Origin of the sequence: Staphylococcus sp. EG-SA-10 (assembly GCF_017151945.1) — a bacterium.
Lineage (GTDB): Bacteria > Bacillota > Bacilli > Staphylococcales > Staphylococcaceae > Staphylococcus > Staphylococcus aureus.
The window spans coordinates 198,236-218,943 of the sequence record NZ_JACVZJ010000003.1 but is presented as its reverse complement, the minus strand read 5'-3'; the positions used below and the strand labels follow the sequence as shown (position 1 = coordinate 218,943).

At 30.6% G+C, this 20,708-nt stretch carries 21 protein-coding genes; all 21 read left to right on the top strand.

Going from position 1 to position 20,708, the window contains the following annotated elements:
* Nucleotides 1-189 precede the first annotated feature (189 nt).
* The 21 genes from IDG45_RS04565 to IDG45_RS04470 all read left to right on the top strand — a co-directional run bounded on the left by IDG45_RS04565 (nt 190) and on the right by IDG45_RS04470 (nt 20,700).
* Nucleotides 190-381 carry a hypothetical protein gene (locus IDG45_RS04565; protein ID WP_000584491.1) on the top strand — a complete coding sequence of 64 codons (192 nt, stop codon included), beginning with the start codon at nt 190-192 and terminating at the stop codon, nt 379-381.
* Nucleotides 382-412: 31 nt separating this feature from the next.
* The gene (locus tag IDG45_RS04560) at nt 413-2,287 is read left to right on the top strand and encodes a DNA primase family protein (protein WP_000276481.1); all 1,875 of its coding nucleotides are present in this window, start codon (nt 413-415) and stop codon (nt 2,285-2,287) included.
* Between the two features lie 304 nt (nt 2,288-2,591).
* The gene (locus tag IDG45_RS04555) at nt 2,592-3,083 is read left to right on the top strand and encodes a sigma factor-like helix-turn-helix DNA-binding protein (RefSeq protein ID WP_000933402.1); all 492 of its coding nucleotides are present in this window, start codon (nt 2,592-2,594) and stop codon (nt 3,081-3,083) included.
* 432 nt (nt 3,084-3,515) lie between these two features.
* On the top strand, nt 3,516-3,806 hold the full coding sequence (locus tag IDG45_RS04550; RefSeq protein ID WP_000870118.1) for an HNH endonuclease: 291 nt from the start codon (nt 3,516-3,518) through the stop codon (nt 3,804-3,806).
* 318 nt (nt 3,807-4,124) lie between these two features.
* The gene (locus IDG45_RS04545; protein WP_000868798.1) at nt 4,125-4,457 is read left to right on the top strand and encodes a hypothetical protein; all 333 of its coding nucleotides are present in this window, start codon (nt 4,125-4,127) and stop codon (nt 4,455-4,457) included.
* A complete protein-coding gene (locus IDG45_RS04540; protein WP_046463075.1) occupies nt 4,441-6,084 on the top strand; it encodes a terminase TerL endonuclease subunit in 1,644 nt (547 codons plus the stop codon). The genes IDG45_RS04545 and IDG45_RS04540 overlap by 17 nt, the downstream gene beginning before the upstream one ends.
* A 15-nt stretch (nt 6,085-6,099) precedes the next feature.
* A complete protein-coding gene (locus IDG45_RS04535) occupies nt 6,100-7,236 on the top strand; it encodes a phage portal protein (RefSeq protein ID WP_000523761.1) in 1,137 nt (378 codons plus the stop codon).
* A complete protein-coding gene (locus tag IDG45_RS04530) occupies nt 7,236-7,922 on the top strand; it encodes a head maturation protease, ClpP-related (protein ID WP_000394245.1) in 687 nt (228 codons plus the stop codon). Before IDG45_RS04535 ends, IDG45_RS04530 begins: the two co-directional genes overlap by 1 nt.
* A gap of 26 nt (nt 7,923-7,948) precedes the next feature.
* On the top strand, nt 7,949-9,118 hold the full coding sequence (locus IDG45_RS04525; RefSeq protein ID WP_000152780.1) for a phage major capsid family protein: 1,170 nt from the start codon (nt 7,949-7,951) through the stop codon (nt 9,116-9,118).
* 21 nt (nt 9,119-9,139) lie between these two features.
* Nucleotides 9,140-9,445 (top strand): hypothetical protein, encoded by a 306-nt coding sequence (locus tag IDG45_RS04520; protein ID WP_000406284.1) that lies wholly within the window; start codon nt 9,140-9,142, stop codon nt 9,443-9,445.
* A complete protein-coding gene (locus tag IDG45_RS04515) occupies nt 9,420-9,764 on the top strand; it encodes a phage head closure protein (RefSeq protein ID WP_000744618.1) in 345 nt (114 codons plus the stop codon). The genes IDG45_RS04520 and IDG45_RS04515 overlap by 26 nt, the downstream gene beginning before the upstream one ends.
* The gene (locus IDG45_RS04510; RefSeq protein WP_000114215.1) at nt 9,748-10,086 is read left to right on the top strand and encodes a hypothetical protein; all 339 of its coding nucleotides are present in this window, start codon (nt 9,748-9,750) and stop codon (nt 10,084-10,086) included. The genes IDG45_RS04515 and IDG45_RS04510 overlap by 17 nt, the downstream gene beginning before the upstream one ends.
* Nucleotides 10,086-10,523: a hypothetical protein gene (locus tag IDG45_RS04505; RefSeq protein ID WP_000072314.1), complete on the top strand. Its 438-nt coding sequence runs from the start codon at nt 10,086-10,088 to the stop codon at nt 10,521-10,523. The genes IDG45_RS04510 and IDG45_RS04505 overlap by 1 nt, the downstream gene beginning before the upstream one ends.
* A 5-nt stretch (nt 10,524-10,528) precedes the next feature.
* On the top strand, nt 10,529-11,212 hold the full coding sequence (locus IDG45_RS04500; RefSeq protein WP_000213868.1) for a hypothetical protein: 684 nt from the start codon (nt 10,529-10,531) through the stop codon (nt 11,210-11,212).
* Nucleotides 11,213-11,239: 27 nt separating this feature from the next.
* Nucleotides 11,240-11,590, top strand: a complete 351-nt coding sequence (locus tag IDG45_RS04495; RefSeq protein ID WP_000021684.1) for a hypothetical protein — start codon at nt 11,240-11,242, stop codon at nt 11,588-11,590.
* A 47-nt stretch (nt 11,591-11,637) separates the two neighbouring features.
* On the top strand, nt 11,638-11,862 hold the full coding sequence (locus IDG45_RS04490) for a hypothetical protein (protein WP_000159313.1): 225 nt from the start codon (nt 11,638-11,640) through the stop codon (nt 11,860-11,862).
* 57 nt (nt 11,863-11,919) lie between these two features.
* Nucleotides 11,920-16,101, top strand: a complete 4,182-nt coding sequence (locus IDG45_RS04485) for a phage tail tape measure protein (protein WP_031927625.1) — start codon at nt 11,920-11,922, stop codon at nt 16,099-16,101.
* Nucleotides 16,102-16,103: 2 nt separating this feature from the next.
* Nucleotides 16,104-16,862, top strand: coding sequence for a phage tail family protein (locus IDG45_RS04480; protein ID WP_000571592.1), 759 nt, complete (start codon nt 16,104-16,106; stop codon nt 16,860-16,862).
* On the top strand, nt 16,859-18,388 hold the full coding sequence (locus IDG45_RS14060; RefSeq protein WP_000639777.1) for a phage tail spike protein: 1,530 nt from the start codon (nt 16,859-16,861) through the stop codon (nt 18,386-18,388). The genes IDG45_RS04480 and IDG45_RS14060 overlap by 4 nt, the downstream gene beginning before the upstream one ends.
* Before the next feature lie 63 nt (nt 18,389-18,451).
* Nucleotides 18,452-20,260: a gp58-like family protein gene (locus IDG45_RS13850; protein ID WP_078098684.1), complete on the top strand. Its 1,809-nt coding sequence runs from the start codon at nt 18,452-18,454 to the stop codon at nt 20,258-20,260.
* A gap of 29 nt (nt 20,261-20,289) precedes the next feature.
* Nucleotides 20,290-20,700: a hypothetical protein gene (locus IDG45_RS04470; RefSeq protein WP_000569801.1), complete on the top strand. Its 411-nt coding sequence runs from the start codon at nt 20,290-20,292 to the stop codon at nt 20,698-20,700.
* Nucleotides 20,701-20,708: the final 8 nt, after the last annotated feature.

Sequence of the window (20,708 nt, the reverse complement as noted above, 5' to 3'; positions counted from 1 at the left end):
AGGCTATATCGTCTGTTTTTTGATAGTAATAATAAATTAATAAAAGTATTTAAAAAAGATTAATGAAAAGTTTTTGCAATTTTTAAAAATATTAGAGATAAGTATATTTAACGATATGGACTACAACATTATTAATTCTTTAAAGCTAGTGTAAAAGCTAGCTTTTATTTAGGAAGAAGTGAACATCAAATGATCATTAAGAATTTTAATGAAGCAACAATAACGGCAGATGCTGTTGATAAATTAAAAGAATTTCATAAAGAAATAGATAATAAATTAACAGTTCATGAATTTAATGAGCTATTAAAATTTTACCAAAATGTTTTATTACGAATTGAGAATGAAACAATTACAGAAGTAGATCATAGAATGAGTGAATAAGAAGTTAATAAGTAATGAAAGGAGGGAACACATGTATAAAGGTTATTTAAAATCAAAAGGAAAACGTACGATTACTAAATTTAAAAAGAATACAGATGTATTACTAAATTATAAGCAAGCACGATCATTAAAAAGTTTCGTTGGTGTATTAGATGATGACTATATCATGATTGATGTCGATGATAAAAATGAAGCAGAAATTTTATTAAATATTATTGAAGATGAACAAATTCATTGTAATATTTTAGACACTGATAACGGTATGCATTTTTATTTTAAAGGTTATAACATGACTACCAATAAAACTAAAAATTATACTGCCATTGGAATCCTGTGTGATTTTAAATTAGGTTGTAGAAATAGTTGCGACCCTTTAAAAATAGATGGCCAATTTAGAAAATGGATAAAAAGAGTTGAAGATGACCAATTAGATGAATTGCCAAAATGGTTAGAGGCTTCGTTTAAAACAGATCCAGGATTTTCAGAACTTGGAGAAGGTGATGGACGTAATCAAACACTGTTCAACTATATTCTGAAACTCCAACAAATCGCTTTTAGTAAAGAAGAAATTAGAAATACAATTCGCATTATTAATAAACATGTTTTATACGAACCGATTTCAGATAAAGAATTAGATATTGTGTTAAGAGATGATGCATTCTTAAAAGAATCATTCTTCATAAAAGGTAAATTTCAACATGACTTATTCGCTAAATATTTAATATCGGAGTATCACATTATTAGAATATCTGATATTTTACATATTTATTTAGATGGCGTTTATTCTGATAAACAAGCTGATTTAGAAAGAGTGATGATTAAACATATTCCAGGACTTAAAAAGATGCAACGTCAAGAAACGTTAGCCTATTTACAATTGCAAGCTGAAACAAAAGAGTTATCATCAGTAAACTATATCACTGTCGCAAATGGCATTTATGATTTATACACAGACACAGTACAACCTTTCACACCTGAAATTATTGTTAAAAATAAAATACCTGTGCCATTTATACCAAATAGTTATTCTCAAGTAACTGATAAAACATTTAATAAGTTGGCAGTGAATGATACTGAACTAAGAGATTTGTTTGAAGAAATATTAGGATATGCTTTATTTAGAAGGAATGAATACGGTAAATTTTTTATTCTTACAGGTGGGGGGAGTAATGGTAAATCCTCATTTTTGAAAATTTTACGTGCGTTAGTTGGAGAAAATAACACATCAAGTGTAGCACTTAAAGATTTAAATGGTCGTTTTAAGACTGCAGAATTATTTGGTAAGTTGGTTAACTTAGGTGATGACATTGGTAAAGGTTTCATCAAAGATAGTGCAGAACTCAAAAATTTAGCGACTGGTGAAACGTTAGTAGTTGAACGTAAAGGTAAAGATCCATTTGATTTACGTAATTATGCAAAGCTAATATTTAGTGCGAATGAAGTACCTAGAATTGATGATAAAACTGATGGATTGAACAGACGACTAATGATTGTACCTTTCAAAGCAAGATTTACGAATACAGATATTGATTATGATCCATTCATCATAGATAAGCTATTGTCTCAAGAATCATTACAATATTGTTTGGTTATGGCTATTAATGGACTAAAAAGATTAATTAAAAATAACCGCTTCACCAAGCCTAAATCAGTAACAGCAGAAATAGAAGCATATAAAGAGAGAAATAATCCTGTTTTAGCATTTTTAAATAATGAAGAACCTAAGTTAGAAAATGAATCAACTAGAGATATATTTGCACAATATAGTGAGTATTGTGTCGAATATGGCTATAAACCTGTAAGTAGAATAGTTTTTGCAAGAGAAGTTTGTAGTTTAAAAAAGATGACTACTAAGAGAATAAGGGTAGATGGTGAACGTAATTATATATTTGTCCCATTTATCTAGGACAAATATTAAGTATCTAGGACACTATCTGGGACGCCTGAAAACCTATTTATATCAAGGGTTTGAACGATTTAATTTAATAGTTGTCCTAGATGTCCTAGATGTTTTTAATTTCTTTTATAGGAAAGAGTTATATAAATAATATATAAATAAAAAGAAATACTATATATATCTGGGACACCTGAATTAGCTTAAAAGCTTGATATAATAACATTTTACCTGTCCTAGATGTTATTTTTATCTAGGACAAAACTAATAATCTTAGTATATAATTACACTATAAGTATAAAATGAGGTGCGTTTAATGTTAAATTTGTTGATGTCGTATCTTTTAAGTAAGAATAACGTGTTAAAACGAATACGAAATTTAATGCAGCACAATGTTATAGACATTAATGAACTTGCATTAAATAGACAAATGTTAAGTGATATAAATTATGTGATCGAATGGATAAGAGAAGGTCATGAACCAAATAAATATAGTGCTATAGACAAACGACAATGCTATTTAGTTAATCATGAAACTATAGAAAAAATGATAGATGTATCAATGTATCAGAAAAATGGAACAGAAGAATATCATGACTACATTCAAGATGTAAATCATAAAGCATATTATGCATTGATGAAACTGACTAAACAAGAATTAGAAATATTTTTAATGCACAAATGTGAGAATTTAAGTTTAAGTGAAATAGCGGATCTATTAAATATTAGTAAAAGTTCTACTCAAAGTTATTTAAAGAGAGCTTTAAATAAAATTGAAGGTGAAAAAGGACAAAATTTATTTTTATAAATTGTGCCATACGTTTGATACATTAGTGAGGTAGTTATTTTTAAACTATCTCACTAATGTGATTCTCATGTTTGATGTCCTCCTTTTTAAAAGGTGTTTTCTCCCTTGAACGTCCGATAGAAAAATCGGGCGTTCTAATTTTTTTAACTATGAGAATTATGGATGCTCGTAAAATTATACCTATTCAAAATTACCCATCAGATTTTTTATACGTCGTATAAAATATACTGGTGGTTTTTTATATACCTCAAAATTTAATAATGATAATTAAGAAAGATAATTTACATTGTTGAAAGATGTAATTAAATAATCTAAGTATATAGTTGATTAAGAATTAGATTAAATACATTTTAAGTCATGAGTACTTTAATCGTTTGTTTAATTACAAGTTTTAATATTTAAATTACTTATGTTGTGTGAGGTGATATGTGAATGAAGGTCTATGATACTAAAGATAAACGAAATAAGTTCTATCATAGTACAAGTTGGAATCAATTAAGAATGAAAGCTTACTTACGAGATAATCGTGAATGTCAACATTGTAAACGTGAGGGCAAGGTAGTGAAGGGACAGAACGTTCATCATATCAAGCCTATAGACCAAAGACCTGATTTAGCATTGGATATTAATAACTTAATAACTTTATGTATTGATTGTCATAATAAGGTTCATGGTCGTGTATATGGTGGAACACGTAAGCAATGGAATGATGAACAATGGTAATTAAGTAATTATCTCGTAAGTAACATCCAATGTATAGATAGCATTGAATATAGATCATCTAACAAATTGATTTTCTAAATTAATAATTGAAATTTAGATTTTGTTTTCTTTTGGAAACATTATTGTATTAACTTACTTGATTAATGATTAGATTTAATTATTTTTATTTTTTTAAAAAATATTTTTAGATAAAATATTCTAAATTTTAAGTAAGACCCCCCGGTCAAATTGATTTACGTTTTTGAATTTTTTCTTGAGCGGGCGTGGGGTCGTTTTTAGCACACGAAGACAATTTTTGAATTTTAAGGGGGGGTCACATTGAAGGTAAGTCTAAAAACTTTAAAAGAAAGTATGCTGAAAGACGTTGATGAAACTGACTTGTTTACAATTGAAAAGATTGACCGATATATAACCTTAATTCAAAAATATCGCCAATTAATAACTGCAATTAACAAGGAAGGCATAACAATTACTGTTAATAATGCTTCTCAAAAATTTACTAAAACACATCCTGGAATTTCTGACCTAATTAATTTAAATAAAAACTTGATTATGTTAGAGGAGTCAATAAGAACACGTTCCATTAATAAAGTTTCTAATGCTAAGCCACAAATTAAATCATTGAGGGATAGAATTGCTGGAAGTAAATAAATACGTAAAGCACTACATTGATTTATTCAAAGAGGGCAAAGTATTATTTAATAAAGAACGTATTCAACTTATAGATTATTTAGAGAAATATATTTTTCCTAGAGATGATATTTACTTTGACGATGAAGCAATTGAAAATTTGTGTAATTTCGCAAGAGAATTCTATTTTGAATTAGACGATTTTCAAAAATTTATTAGTGCTTTTTTATTTCTATACTACAAGGAAGATAATGAAAATTTTTACGACCAATTTTTTATAATGGGTGGTCGTGGTGTTGGTAAGAATGGCCTTGTATCTGTATGGGCACACTATTTTTTAAGTGACTATAATCCAATTAATGAGTATGATATTTCTATTGTAGCTAACACTGAAAAGCAAGCTAAAACCTCATTTATGGAGATATACAATTGTATAGAACGTAATAATCTAGATGAATATTTTAGAAAAAATTTAAAAGAAATAACAGGAAGAGCAACCAACAGTAAACTGCAATACCATACTTCTGCGCCAAAAAGTAAAGATGGATTAAAAGATGGTATGGTTGTTTATGATGAAATTCATAGAATGGAAGGCTATTACGTTATAAACGTTTTTGGTTCTGGATTAGGTAAAAAAGATAATGCTCGAGAAATCTTTATAGGTTCTAATGGACATGTTAGAGGTGGCGTCATTGATGATATGTTAGAAAGAGCTAGTAAAATTTTAAGTGGGGAAGTACTAGATGATAACATGTTTTGTTTCTTGTGTAAGATAGATGATGCTAAAGAAGCAGATGATCCAAATGCATGGGAAAAAGCTAACCCACAATTTTCTGAACCGATGACACCATATGCTAAAAGATTATTTAAACGAGTGAAGAAAGAACATCAAAAGCTTTCTAACAATTTAAAATATCGAGCTGAATTCATGGCGAAACGAATGAATTTTCCAGAAACAGACTTGACTGAATCTGTAGCAACTGCAGATGAAATATATCATGCAAATGAAGATATACCTGACCTCTTACATAAAACATGTGTAGGAGGTTTAGATTTTGGGTCTGTCCGTGACTTTACTGCTGTCGGTTTATTATTTAGAAAAGGTGATGATTATTTTTGGTTAACACATTCATTTGCTAGAAAAGAATACTTAGATAAAGCAAACTTGAAACCACCTATACAAGAATGGGCTGAAAAAGGATTATTAACAATTGTTGATGAACCTACTATAGATCCAAGGCATGTTGTTAACTGGTTTGTTAAGATGCGAGAATTATATAACATTGAAATAATTGTTGCTGATATGTATAAGTTGGATATTCTTCGTCCGTTATTAGAAGCGGAAGGATTTGAAGTGTATGGAATAAGAAGACCATCGTCTATTCATGGTTTGCTTGCGCCACGTGTTGAATCACTATTTGCTAATAATAATCTTTATTGGGGAATCAATCCATTAATGAATTGGTATACGTTTAATGTATTTAAGAAAGTTACTAAAGATGGCTCGATTCAATATTTGAAAAAAGATGAGCATCGTAGAAAAACTGATGGTTTTCAAGCATTAATTCATGCCTTATATAAAGCGTCAGAAATACTCACGGATGACATTGATTTCTTTTTAGATGAAATTGAATTTACAAATTATTAGAAAGAAGCGGGAGTAATGGGATTGTTAAGTGATTTATTTAAATCCAATCGTAAAACTGCAGAGCAATTAGGTTTATCGATAGTTTCAGCAAGTAAAAAAACGCATATTAAACGTTTAGCAATAAATAGTTGTATTGAATTAATTGCTAAAACTGTTAGTCAAGTAGAATTTAAAATTAAAGATAATAATAAATACACTAAAGATTCGATGTACTATAAGTTAAACGTAAAGCCGAATATTAATGAATCTGCTACTCAATTTTGGCAAAAAGCAATATATAAATTACTTTATGATAATGAATTATTAATTATTCAAAATGATTCAGAAGACTTATTAGTTGCAGATTCTTATCAAGTTACTGAGTATGCGCATGTCCCAAACATTTATAGTCAAGTACGAATTGGTGACTTTGAATATACTAGAACATTTAATTCTAATGATGTAATTCATATTAAATATAATAATGAAAATTCAGAGTCGATTTTGAATGAACTATATGGTGATTATGGTGATTTATTTGCTAGATTTATAGAGTTCCAAATGAGGAAATCTCAAGTACGTTCAATTGTTAAGATTGATAGTAAATGGGGGAACGATAAAGAACGAAGAGCGAAAGTAAATAAATTCATTCAAGATATCTATCAGAATTTTAAAGATAAATCATTTGCAATTGTTCCTGAGCAAGAAGGTATTCAATATAAAGAACAAACTTTGTCACAGGCAGCTAATAGTGTTGATGATGTTGATAAAGTTGGTAAACAGTTTTTAAATAACTGTGCTATTAAATTTGGTATACCAGTCCAATTATTAACAGGAGATATTGCAGAAGTAGATCAGAACATGAAGCGATTTATTAAAATGACTATAAAGCCACTACTGCAACTAATAGTTACAGAATTAAATGCTAAATTATTTGATGAAAAACAATACTTAAATGATTCGAAAATTATAGCAAATACGTTACCAATAACGTTTGACAGTATTTTTGATATGGCTAATCAAATTGATAAATTAGTCGCTAGTAGTGTATTTGTTGGTAATGAAATAAGACGTGAATTAGGATATGAAGAAAGTAAAGATGAATTAATGAATGAACATCTAGTAACTAAAAACTATCAAACTTTAAAACAATTGAGAGAAGGTGTGAGTTAATGGAATTTGGTAAATTTGAGCATGCTTTTTTTAATCAAACTAATGAAAGCAAGGATGAACATATATTAGTCATTTCTGGTGCCATTGGAGAAAGTAATTATTTCTATGATGCGACAAGTGCAAAAGATGTAAGAAATGCGCTTAAGAATGTAGAAGCTAAGACAATTCGAATTAAATTGAATTCACCAGGTGGTGATGCATTCCAAGGTTTAGAAATTTACAACTACATTAAGGATTTAGATGCACATGTTATCGTAGAGGTTACTGCATTAGCAGCAAGTGCAGGATCTATCATTGCAATGGGGGCTGATGAAATTATCATGAGGACTGGTTCAACAATGATGATTCACAATGCTTCAACGTTTTGCTATGGAGATAAAGAAGAAATGCAAACTACTTATGATAGGTTAGAGAAAATAGATTCATCAATTGTTGATGTCTATGTTTCTAGAACAGGATTAAGTAAAGAAGAAGTTAAGGAGTTGTTAGATAATGAAACATGGTTTACAGCATCTGAAGCAGTTGAAAAAGGCTTTGCAAACTCTTATGAGACTAAAGAGAAAGATAATGGCATGAAGGTAAAACAAGATTTAAACACAAATATTAATAATGAATTAGTAAATCAAGAAGTGAAAGATGAGTCTAATGTGAATACAAAAGACTATCTTAAAACACTTCTTTTTTAATATAAATTTTTAGGAGGTTATGTATTATGACTATTAAATTTAATAAGTCTGAAAAATTTATTAATGCTAAAAAAGCATTTGTTGCGTCATTAACGAATAGCGAGTTAAAAGAAGAAGAGAGAGAGGAAATTGTTTCTAATTACGTGCAAGCTTTGTCGGATGATGTAGCTAAAACGATTCAAAATGATGTTAATACACAAATAGCAGATAATGCAATTTTAGCAGCACGTGGACAATCAACTTTAACATCTGAAGAAGTAAGATACTTTAATCAAGTTGCTCAAGAAGGTTTATTTAAAGAAGAAAGAGCTTTACCGGTAACATTTATTGATAAAGTATTTGAAGGATTAATTAAAGAACATCCGTTTTTAAATGCATTAGGTATTACAAACATGGGCGCTGTTACTGAAATTATTACTGTAGATCCAAAAGGCGCGTCAGTATGGGGTGATTTATTTGGTGACATTAAAGGTCAAGTAAATGCAGCATTCGGTAAAAAACGTTTTAATATTCTAAAGTTAACAGCGTTTGGTGCTATTCCAAAAGACATGTTAGTTTTAGGTCCTAATTACATTGCAAACTATATGGAAAAACTTTTGGCAGAGGTAATGGCTACAGGTTTAGAATGGGGCTACATTAATGGTAACGGTTCTGCACAACATCAGCCAGTTGGTTTACTTAAAGATGTTGCTGAAAATGGTGGCGTAACTGATAAGGTTTCTAAAGGGACGTTAACATTTGCACCTGGACAAACAGTTGTTAATGAAATTAAGGATGTAAAGAAAGTACTTTCTAAAAATGCTAATGATGTTAATCGAAAAATTGATGGTAAGGTAGTTCTAGTTTTAAATCCATCAGATAAAGCAGATGTTGATGCTACTTCAACAGTTTTAACAGCAAATGGTACATATGTAACAGTAATCCCAGGTGGATTAGATATTGTTGAGAGTGAAGTATTAGCTGAAAATAAAGCTTTATTCTTTGTTAAAGGACAATATATTGCTGGTGCAGGTGGAAAAGCAAGTTTACAAGCTTATGATGAGGTATTAGCAATGGAAGATGCACGACTTTATATCATTAAACAGTATGCGAACGGTTTACCTTTAGATAACAATGCAGCCGCTGTATATGATTTGAACATTAATACAACTGGCGCAAGCACAACAACTTCGAGAAGAAGTAATTCAGCATCATAATAACAAAGGTGGTTTCACGCGATGGAGATTTCAAATGACATATTAGAAAAGCTAAAAAATCGATTGCATATTTTGGATGAAGAATCAGATGAAAATTTAATTGAGATGATTGTTTCCTCAATAGTTAAATTAAAAAATACATGTGGTGAATTTGATATTAATTCAAATGAACAAGCGAGAGAGTTAGTGTTTGAGCGTGTGAGATACATTTATAATGACGTTCTTGAACATTTTGAAAGAAACTTTGCGCGTGAAATTACTGATTTACAAATGCGATTGTTTTTTGAAAGTAGTGAAGAGAATGAAGAAACAAAATCAGACGTATAATGATGGAATTTTAGAACTTTTAGTACAACAAACACTGTATGATCGTTATCATACAAAAATTGGAAGTGACTATTCAACATTTAAAAGATTTTGGTTCAGAAAACTAGGTATTACTTCTGAAGAGCAATATTTTGCTATGCAAGTAGATACAGTTGTGATAATGCGTGTAGCGATTTCTAAAACTACAGATATTAATAGTCATATGAAAGTGAAAATTAATGGGAAAGTTTATGGCATCTCTCGTGTTTATCATAATTATAATAAAAATGAAACTGAATTAAGTTTGTTTGAGGTGGTTAAAGATGAGCGTAAAAAGTAGAATTTTTGAAGCATTAGAACCACTAAATATTAATATTGCTCATGGCTATTCGGATGACATGACATTACCCAAAATCATTACAAATGTCATCAGTCATAGAGCAATTCGTTTATCAGATAGAAAACATTATAGACATGTTAAATATCAGATTAGTTATTTTGACAAGGTACCTAGAGATGTTGAAGATGATGAAATATTAATTTCTATAATGAATGCACTTGAGAATGCTAATCTTGTTACGAATGAATGGACTGAAATTGTTGAACCAGATGAAGATACAGAAGAAACTATTTTCCATTACATTTTAGAGGTATGTATTTAATGAGTAATACATTTGGTTTTGAAGATGCAATTATAGATTTAGAACGTTTGTCTACTAGAGTAGATTCAATTCAAAAGAAAATATATGAAGAAGCTATAGAAATTCGAGATGACGCACGGAATATTGCTACTGGATTAGGATTGCATAAAAGTGGTAAAGGTGTGTCAGGTATTGAAATAGAAAAAGTAAGTAACGGTGTTGAAATTGGATGGATGAATCGTCCAAATTTCCATCTTTATTTTCATGAATTTGGATTTCATGCAACAGGAAGAAAGAGTGGCAAACGATATTCTTCACGTAGCAGTAAAGGTAAGCGTAAAAGAAATTATAAAAAAGGTACAACATATATTCCACCTAAACCGCATTTAAGGCCGGCATTTGATAGAGGCAAAGAAAAATTTGAAAATAACATTAAAAAATTTGTAGAAGGAGAATGATAATTATGACTACAACTTTTGAAAAGAAAGCATTATTAACTGGTATTGGAAATGGGTTTTTTCAAATTATGACAACTGAAGAAACACCAACTACTGCACCAGTGTATGATAGTAGAGTTTTTGAGGTTCCCTCATTAGATAAGTTGAAAACAAAACTTGAATATAAATCTAAAGACATTTATTTATCTAGTGCGTTACATAGTGTTTTAGGAAAAGCATCTAAAGCGACGATTACGTTGGACGCAGGATATTTACCTGATGGATTTGAAGAAGAAGTATCAGGAGCAACAAAGTTAGCTGATGGTGTATATGGTATGGGCGGTAAAGGCACTAAAAAATACTTTCGCTTCGCATTTCCAATGATTGATGAAAATGGCGAAAAAATTATTATTAACTTCCCTAAATGTCAAATTCAACCTACCGATTTAAACGTTGAATCTCAAGCTGAAGACAAAAAAGAACAAATGCAACAATTTGACATTATTGCTATGCCATTAGCAACAGGAAAAGAAGAAGAGTCTAACATCTATTACAAAGCTGATTTACGTAAAAACAAAACATTAGATGAACGTAAGTTGTTAGAAAAAGGATTCTATAACAAAGCAGGTTTAACAGAATTGAATAAAAATACTGATACCTCATCAACAACATCTGCATCAACGACAACATCAACAAATAGAGTTTCTTAATAACTTGGAAGGTAAGGAGTTAAATACATGAGTATCTTTAAAACAAAACTAAAAACTTTTGAATCTAGTATTACTGGAACAAAAACATCATACAACGTTAACACTGCATTTTGGTTATATCTTGAAGAAGATTTTGGAATTAAGCAAGGCGATCTATCGAATTTGTATGAAACTGAAAACAATCTTACTACTGCTAAAGTTGTTGTATGTATTCTTAAAGCAAACAAATTTGAAACAACATTAGAAGAAGTATTAGAGAATACAAATGAGATTGAACTAGCTCAATTTATTATTGATTTCCAAACAGCATTATATGATGTTGATGATAATCAAACAAAAGAAGCAAAAAACAAAAGTGAGGGAAAGTCAGACCAATAATTCATAATTGGGACTTTCTTTTTTATTGCGCGAAAACATACTTCCATATGACAAAAGAAGAGTTTTTATATGAGTATGATTTAGCGACTATTTATATGCTGATAAACCAGCATAATGAACAACAATATAAAAATAAATTGGTCGGAAGAGTCTTCTTATCAGATGAATCATTTGAAGAGTTTGAAAGAAATCTGAGGGAAGCAAAACAAGAAAATGACAATATAGAATCTAATTCAGAATACAAGGAAGTGAGGGCTGTAGAATTTTTATAGTAAGTGCTATAGATATTTTATAGCCCTTTTTATTTTCAAAGAAAGGAGGATGAAAAGATGCCAGAATTAAAAAGAGCAGGTGTTAAATTAACAGCTGATGGCACAGCGCAATATAAAGCTGATTTAAAAAGTGCTACTGCTGCATTGAGACAAATGGCTGAAGAATCAAAAAGGAATGTTGTGGCATTAGGTAACAATGCATCAGCATCTAAAAAATATGGTTTAGCTATTAAAGATTTAGGAAATACAGCAAAGCTAGCACAAGCTAAATTAAATGTATTGCAAGATAGGCAAAAACAATTATCAGAATCATCTCGTATTTTTGCTAGTGAAATTAATAAGTTAGAAAATAAAATGAAAACTGCTAAGGGAGATACTACAGAACTAAGTAATGCTTTAGCCGAATTACGTTCAAAAGAATCACTGAATAATGCAGAACTTCATAAATTAAATGCAACAATCGCTAGAACTGAAACACAAATGATTAAAGCTAAAAATGCAGCAAGTCAAATGATAGATGAATATCGTAATGCGGGTGGTCGTTTTGCAGATGTATCTGAAAAATTAAAAACTGTAGGTAATAAATTTGATGATGCTGGAAATAAAGCGACAAATTTAGGCAAGACTATGACGACAAGAGTAACGACGCCAATCGTTGCAGGTTTCGGTTATGCGACAAAGGCATATATTGATTTTGACAATCAAATGAACCAGATGAAAGTACAACTTGATGATGGTTCGCAATCTGCTAGTCAATTGAAATCTCAAGTTGAGGAATTAGGGAAATCATCTCAAAATATGGCTAAAGAATATGGTGTGGCTGGTGCGTCTATACGTAATGGTATGAATGAATTGATAAAGAAAGGTTTTACTTTTAATCAAGTTTCAGGAGCAATGCCTAGTATTTTAAAAGCTACAGTTGCATCTGGAGATGATTTTAATACTGTAATGAATGTATCTTCAAATGTGCTCGAGCAATTTGGTTTGAAAGTAGATGACACAAATCAAATGTTAACAAATACGGATAGAGTTACATCAGTATTAACATTTGCAGCAAATAAAACATCAGCCGGATTCAGTGATTTAGGTGAAGCAATGCAAAATGTAGGTCCTATGGCAGCAAATAATAATCAGTCACTAGAAGATATGGCATCAACATTAGGTATTTTGGCCAACCGCGGTATTGAGGGTGGCGAAGCGGGTACCTACTTGATGAATGCACTTCAAAATTTAGCTACACCAACTAAAGAACAATCTAAAGGATTAAAAGAATTAGGTGTTTCTGCTTTTGATGCTAACGGTAAAATGCGTGCATTCCCTGACATACTAAGTGACATTGAAAAAGCAACTGCGGGTATGAGTGATGAACAGAAAAATGCTGCGCTCAATACAATTTTTAATACACAAGCAATGAAAGGTATTAACCCCCTCATTCAAGCCGGTTCTAAATCTATTAAAGATTTATCTTCAAGTACAAAAGATGCATCTAAATATCAAGATGAATTAGCTAAAAAGATGGGTGAGTCTGCTTCGAAAAATGTCGATAAAATGAAAGAGTCATTTAAAGTATTGGCCGAAACAATTGGCGCTAAAGTTTTACCACATATCATACCTTTAATTAATAAAGCTACAGAATTAGCGAATAAATTTGGTGATTTAGATGGTAAAACAAAAGATACGATTGTTAAAATTGCAGCATTAGCGGCTGCAGTAGGACCTCTATCTTTAGGATTTGGGGGCATACTTAGAAGTATTGGTGGTGTGGTTCGAGGTGTTGGTAGTCTTGCACAAGGTTTTGGAAAGCTGACTTCTAGTACTGCTAAAATCACTAAAGGTGCAGGGAAAGCAACAACTGGTGTGAGTAAAATAGGTTCAATGGCTAAAAAAGTTGGCGCATTGGCACCATTATTAAGTAATCCATATGGATTAGCTTTTGGAGCAATTGTAGGTGCATCTGCAGGAGTAGGATATTTAATTTATAAAGAATTACATAAAGATGATGAAAATCATAAAACAGCTGTCAATCAAACTAAAGGTAAATATGAAGATTGGTATAAAACGATAACTAGTGGAGCAAAAGATGCGTCAGGTTCACAAAAACAAATACAAGATGCGACAAAGAAAACTGGAGAAACCTATAAAGAAGTAACTGAGCGTCTGAAAAAACAAAATACTGACGTGCAAGAAACAATGAAAAAAGGTTGGGATGGATACGAGAAAAAGATTGAAGGATCTAGCAAAATATTTATGGGCATTGCTAAAGATACTACTAAACATATCGAAGGTCTTAAAGAAAAATTAAAAGATTTAGGTTTAGATAAAAAAGATATTGACAATGCAAAACAAAATTATGAAAATTACGCCACAATGTTAGGCAATACATTTACAGAATTTGCTAAAACGGCTGAAAAAAGTAAAGTAGTTACTAGAGAAACAGCATCCGCAACTATTGAAGCTACAAAAAGAGTTACTGATGAAGTAGTCAATAGTTTGAATAAAGAGAAAGAAGAGAAATTAAACAAGCTTAAGCAGGACCAAGAATATGGAATTTTAACACAAGAACAGTATCAATCAGAAACACAAAAAATCAATGATGAGTATGGAAAACGTGTTAAAGCTTTACAAGATAATCAAGAGAAAATAAGAAATATTATGGCTAATGCTGCGCAAGAACATAGAAAATTAACATCAGATGAAGTAGCTAGTGTTACACAAGCTTATTTAAAATTATCAGAATCAACAGGTCAGGCTATTACCGATAACACAGAAGCACAAAAATTCTTTAGTGAGAATTTACAACAAATGTTAACGGATAGTGGTTTAGCAGCACTCAAACATGCTGATATTATCAGTAGTAGTACTGAGGACAGTATTAAAAAGGCTAAAAGTACAGAAGAAGCCATGAAGATTTTAAAGAAAGCTTTAGAGGATTATGATAATAAAGATGTTAAAGAGAAAAAAATCAAAGCTAAAGATGAAACTAGTGAGGAAGTTAAAAAGGCTAGTGAAGCTGTTGATAAACATAATGAAAAAGAAGTTAAAGAAAAAGAGCTAAAAGCAAAAGATAAAACGACAGAAGAAGCGAATAAAGCAAATAAATCTTTAGATGAATATATTAATAAAAAAGTTGATGAAAAAGTATTAAAACTTAAAGATGAAACGAAAGAAGCTAAAGACAAAGCCAAAAAAGCTATTGAAGATTATAACAATATTAAAGCAGACATTAAGAAACTTAAAGCCAAAGACGAAGCGTCAGAAAAGACGATTAAAGCAAAAGAAAAAATTATAGACTACAATAAAAAACAAGCAGATAAAAAAATACTAAAAGCTGAAGATAAAGTAAGTGATTTAACAAAAAAAGTAAAGAAAGCTTTAGAACAAATAGATAAACTTGAGATACAAGTGAAAGAATTAAAAGCTAAAGATGAAGCGTCAGCAAAAGCGTTTGAAGCTAAAGGTAAGCTAGATGACTTCAATAACACAAAAATGGCCACGAAAAATTTAGAAGCATCCGGAAACGCTAGTCCTTTCACAGATGAAGCGCAGGATAAACTTAACATTTTTAATTCGACTGGAATTCCAACAAAAGTATTATCAGCAACCGGAAATGCTACACCTTTTACTGGTATAGCACAAAGTGCCATTAATTTATTTAATAGTACAGGTATACCAACCAAACATTTACCAGCTACAGGTAATGCGAAAGCATTTACTGATGATGCAAAGCATGCTGTAGATCGTTATAACTGGACTGATATTCCAGAAAAAAGCATCCATGTTTCATCAAATGCAGTTGAGCAATCTAATTCAGCAATAGGTGCTTTGAATTCCATCCCTCGTTTTATTAGATCTACAATTAACGTTGTGCGTAATTTCTTTAATAATGAACATGCGCAAGGTGGACATATAGATGCGTATGCTGAAGGTGGTAATATTCAATCTCATTCTGTACCAGGTACTTATACAGGAATTGTTGGAGAAGCAGGACCCGAAATATTTAGTGTTAACAGAGGGAATGTTACGATCACGCCATTAAACAGTAGGGAAAAAATGCGAGGTATTGAAGGTGTACTTCAAGATTACACGGGCGGTAAAAATTCAAACGCTGGCGTTGTTGTTAATATTAATTTGAATGACATGGTTGTTAAAGAAGAAGCGGATGAAAACAGATTAATTAATAAGATGGAACAACATTTAAAACGAACCCTTGCAGAACAGCAAATGATAGGAGGTGCATAATTTTGATTGAATTAAATGCTCTAGAATACAATGGCAGAAAAACGAGTGAATTTCCATTTAAAGTATTTGTTGAAGTGAATGATGGTATAAATATCCCTCAACGAAAAACAAAAATTATTACTACGGATCAAATGCATGGTGCATATGTAAAGACGAGTGATAATTACAGTACGATAGAGAAAAAGTATAAATTTTATGTATTAGCTGATTCTTTAATTGAAATTGCACCTCTTTTCAAATGGCTAAATTCTAGAATGAGTGAAAGTGATTCAAGTAGTAAAGTGAATTATCTAAAGCCATTTGACAACCCTGAACGGTATTACCGTGTTTTAAAAGTAGATGTTGGTCGTGCAGAAGTTGATGATTTTGGTGGATATGAATTTGATGTTGTTTTTACATGTCAACCATTTAGTTTTATTGATGAAGACACGAATGAAACAGCCCAAATTATTTTCCCAAATCAAAAAGTAATAGATAATCAAAGTGGCATTCATATGTACCCTCGCTTAATTATTGAAACTACCGATAATGAACGTGCAATTATTAGTATTGGTGATGAAAACATAACGATTAAAGCACCGAATTTATATCTAGAAGTTGAATGTTTTCCGGGGAGACAGAATGTAAGCGATAGATTCGGATTACAAAACGAGTGTATGATTGGAGAATTTTTTAAAATCCCACCAGGACGTTCGGGCATTAGCGCGACACCAAATGTCAGAAGTATAATTATAAATTGTAGATGGGGTGAATTAATGTGATTTACTTACAAAGTAATGATTTAAACTGGAATGGTTTACCCTTATCACAAAGTTATGATGATGTTATTGAACATGAGTTGAATGGTATTTATAAATTAACTTTTAAAATTCCAATTAATGAATCTGGCCAACATAAACTTATCGAAAAAAATAATTTAATCAAAGCGAGCGAACATTTCAGGGAAAATGGTTTTAATATTTTCAGAGTTAAATATATAGATAAAGAAGAGGATTATGTACAATATACGGCATATCAACTATTGTTTGATTTGTCTAAAAAGTACATTAATCCTCTTGTTGTTGAAAATACATTACCATTAGACGCCTTAAGGTTATGGGTTCAATCATTCAAAACGCCACCAAATTTATCAGTTAAATATTGGAGTAATGTAACTAATAAACAAGTACGTTATCAATCGTTTACTAAAGAAAATGACAAAGATCGTTATGCTTTAAATGTATTATTTGAAATGGCGAAGCAATCAAATTTAGATTTAGACTTTAATGTTGATAGAATTTCTTTTGGAAGATTAGGCACTGACACACAGTTTATTTATACGACAAATAAAAATATCACTTCATTTTCTCAAGAAGAAAATTATGATGACGTTATTACACGTGTTACAGTTACTTCTAAATTTAAACCAGATGTTGATAGAGAAAAAATAAAACAACAACAAACTAATGAATTGAATGCATTAAAAGAACAACAACAGGTATATAATAAACAAATTGCAAGTGAAAAGCGTAGACAACGTATGGAACGTGAAATTGAGTCTAAAATTCGTAAACAAGAACTTAAAAAGATGAATTTTGAAGCTCAAAAACATAAGAAGTACAAATCAATGGTTCATGAAGAATTTAAGAGTGCTGAGCAAATACGACAAGAAATTCAAGCTAAATATGATAACCAACAAGCTAAAATTGAACATGAAAAGCTGATTGCAAAACAACATGCGGATATGCAAAAAGCTGAAATCCAAAAATTGAAAGCAAAACACAAAGATGATTTATCTGCAATTAATGAGGATATTATTTTATCAGTTACGGTAGATAGTCCATTTATTAATGATTACCCTGAAATTTATGAAGAGATTATTGAAAATAATGAACTTAAAACAATTGATGAATTAACTAATTACGCAGAAGGTTATTTTAGTAAGCAACATGTTGATTTTCCTAAAATATCAATAAAAGTCGGGTTGGATGTGTTGCAAAATGAGCAGGTGCAATTAGGCGATACCGTTATTGTTAGATATCTAACACATGATGTTGACCAACGCCAAAGAGTAATTGCAACAAAATATAGTCCCATGAAAAAAGAATTCATTGAAGTAACTTTTGGAGATAAAACTGAAAGTTATGTATATCAAAGTAATACAGTTAGTTCAAATACGACACAATCGATTTTGCAAAATTATAAAACTTCAGATGACATTGAAGATGTTAAGAACGAAATGAACTATTATTATGTAGAGTTAATAAATAAAGAAAAAGAAAATTTTAACAATCATTTGGAATACTAAACGGGATTAATAAGAGACGATATAAATACTTATAAGCAGACGATAGACGGCAGAGTGAACGTGATGAGTGCTAATTTTGATGATCAATTTAATTCTCTTAATAGTACGCTTGAAACGAACTCAAATAATACAACGTTAGCTCTAAATCAATTACAACAAAATGTGAGTACACAATTTAGTCAAATGCAGTCTACAAATAACGCAAAGTTATTAGAAGTGAAAAGTGAATTACTTCAATATACTAATTCTAATTACAATCAAGCTAATGATAGAATTAATCAAATTAATCAAAAAGTTGATGATTTTAAAGTTGGTGCAGTTAATTTACTAAAAGGAACAGCAAATTATACGACGCCTTTTAATCATTCTATTATAGAAAATTCAGGGAGAATTGTAGACGGTTACTTATATTCTTCTGATTTTAGTAGTAGCGCCGGCCGTTTATGGCAAACGAATCAAGTTGTTAAATTACTGCCGAATACCGATTATGTACTTAGCTATGATGCTTTTTCAAAATCAAATATCGGGACAGCGTATACACCTATTGAAATTTTAAGTGAGGATGGCAGGGATTTAGTACCAAAACAGTATCTTCATACGATAGATACGTATAAACATGTTACTAATACTAAACAACGAATGACATTTAAATTCAACACAGGTAATAATATATATTTCCGCTTTCATTTCACGTCTGAAAGTGTTAATTCTGTTGTATACATTGGTAAAATCCAATTGGAAAAAGGTACAATTGCAACTGATTGGTCACCGAATATAAAAGATGTTGAGGCGGAAATAAAGGTTGTTGCGGATAGTATTACTACAAAAGCACTTGAAGCGGTTCGCGGAGATATCCAATATTTAAGAACAAATATTCTTGATACGAATACAATTGAGGCTAATATGCTAAAGGTTGATAATGCTTTTGTTAACAAGCTATTGTCAAATAATATTTTAGTTAATCGATTAACAGCTAATTCGATATTATCAAATGTGATTAAAACAAAAACTTTGGAATCAGTTTATCAAAATGTGGGTGAGTTGAGGTCTCGATTAATTACTACAAATAGTATTAGTGCAAATGCGATTAACGTTGATAGTGCATTAATCCATAAACTAGTGTCTGATGATCAATTTGTTAATATTTTGACAGCAAGAAGCGCATTTGTAGATTGGATTAAAGCAATTGACATTGATGCAGGACGTATTCGAGGTGGTTTGATTAGATCTAGAAACGAACGTATGTTTTGGGATTTAGAGCATAATAATTTTGATTTTTATGATGGCTCAGTTACTAACTATTACGGCTCTTCTAGAATAGTGTTTCATACTACGGATAACAGTATTTATCAAGGTTACAATGGCACGTGTGCATTTTTGAATTTTACTAAATCAGCTGGGGATAATTACCCATCTGTAGTAATGGGAACTAGTGGGGATTTAATTGCTAGTTCAACTACAGGGCATTTTTCAGGTATAAAATGTCACACAGCAAAAGCGGATAAGGTTTATAATTTATCAAAAGTTGATGTCATAGCTGACCAAGTATTATTCGACAGTCATGGGGGTAGTGCTGACACTGGCGGTTGGACTTTAGAAAATTTCAGAGTACCTTCTGTGCATAGTAATGTCAGAGCGTTTTATGGTAACAATCCTGCTAATTATAAATATGAATTAGGACAAAGAGAATATAAATTCAGAACTTTATGGACTGAAGGTATAAATGACACGTTAAGAGTGGTAACTTATCCCGGTACAATAACAGGGATAATGAGTGATAACGAGAGATATGGTATTCAAATAGCTAATTATGATGTCTACGTTTTAATTAATGGGCGTAGAGTATCATTAAAACAATTAGTTGATCGTTAATAATAATTCATTTTAAGGTGGTTAATTGAATGATTGAGATTAAGAATTCGGACTTAGTGAAAACTAGGTCTTTTTTATATGGATTAAAACTTAAACCGAAATTATCAAGACACAGAACAAAATTTATTAGATTGCTAGACAATAAAATTGAAGATTTGACCAATGCATCTAATGAATTAATTCAACAATTTGCTAAGAAGGATAATCAAGGTAATCCAATAGTTAAAGATAATTTAGTTGAATTTGATGATATAAATAAACGTATACAATTCGAAAAAGAAGATAGAATACTATTCAATGAAATTTCAAAAATTGATTTGAGTGAATATCCACTAGTAAAAGATGCGTTAAAACAATCATTAAACGAATTAGATATTGTTTTAGAGAAAGAAGAAGCTGAAACCTATGAACTATTATGCAATTTGTTTGATGTTGATTAATAGATTTT

Bases quoted from the DNA above. Each gene is read 5' to 3' on its own strand.
- IDG45_RS04500 (WP_000213868.1), top strand. From the start codon at position 10,529: ATGACTACAACTTTTGAAAAGAAAGCATTATTAACTGGTATTGGAAAT.
- IDG45_RS04565 (WP_000584491.1), top strand. From the start codon at position 190: ATGATCATTAAGAATTTTAATGAAGCAACAATAACGGCAGATGCTGTT.
- IDG45_RS04505 (WP_000072314.1), top strand. From the start codon at position 10,086: ATGAGTAATACATTTGGTTTTGAAGATGCAATTATAGATTTAGAACGT.
- IDG45_RS04535 (WP_000523761.1), top strand. From the start codon at position 6,100: ATGGGATTGTTAAGTGATTTATTTAAATCCAATCGTAAAACTGCAGAG.
- IDG45_RS13850 (WP_078098684.1), top strand. From the start codon at position 18,452: ATGAGTGCTAATTTTGATGATCAATTTAATTCTCTTAATAGTACGCTT.
- IDG45_RS04520 (WP_000406284.1), top strand. From the start codon at position 9,140: ATGGAGATTTCAAATGACATATTAGAAAAGCTAAAAAATCGATTGCAT.
- IDG45_RS04525 (WP_000152780.1), top strand. From the start codon at position 7,949: ATGACTATTAAATTTAATAAGTCTGAAAAATTTATTAATGCTAAAAAA.
- IDG45_RS04560 (WP_000276481.1), top strand. From the start codon at position 413: ATGTATAAAGGTTATTTAAAATCAAAAGGAAAACGTACGATTACTAAA.
- IDG45_RS04495 (WP_000021684.1), top strand. From the start codon at position 11,240: ATGAGTATCTTTAAAACAAAACTAAAAACTTTTGAATCTAGTATTACT.
- IDG45_RS04510 (WP_000114215.1), top strand. From the start codon at position 9,748: ATGAGCGTAAAAAGTAGAATTTTTGAAGCATTAGAACCACTAAATATT.
- IDG45_RS04485 (WP_031927625.1), top strand. From the start codon at position 11,920: ATGCCAGAATTAAAAAGAGCAGGTGTTAAATTAACAGCTGATGGCACA.
- IDG45_RS04555 (WP_000933402.1), top strand. From the start codon at position 2,592: ATGTTAAATTTGTTGATGTCGTATCTTTTAAGTAAGAATAACGTGTTA.
- IDG45_RS04530 (WP_000394245.1), top strand. From the start codon at position 7,236: ATGGAATTTGGTAAATTTGAGCATGCTTTTTTTAATCAAACTAATGAA.
- IDG45_RS04550 (WP_000870118.1), top strand. From the start codon at position 3,516: ATGAAGGTCTATGATACTAAAGATAAACGAAATAAGTTCTATCATAGT.
- IDG45_RS04470 (WP_000569801.1), top strand. From the start codon at position 20,290: ATGATTGAGATTAAGAATTCGGACTTAGTGAAAACTAGGTCTTTTTTA.
- IDG45_RS04515 (WP_000744618.1), top strand. From the start codon at position 9,420: ATGAAGAAACAAAATCAGACGTATAATGATGGAATTTTAGAACTTTTA.
- IDG45_RS04490 (WP_000159313.1), top strand. From the start codon at position 11,638: ATGACAAAAGAAGAGTTTTTATATGAGTATGATTTAGCGACTATTTAT.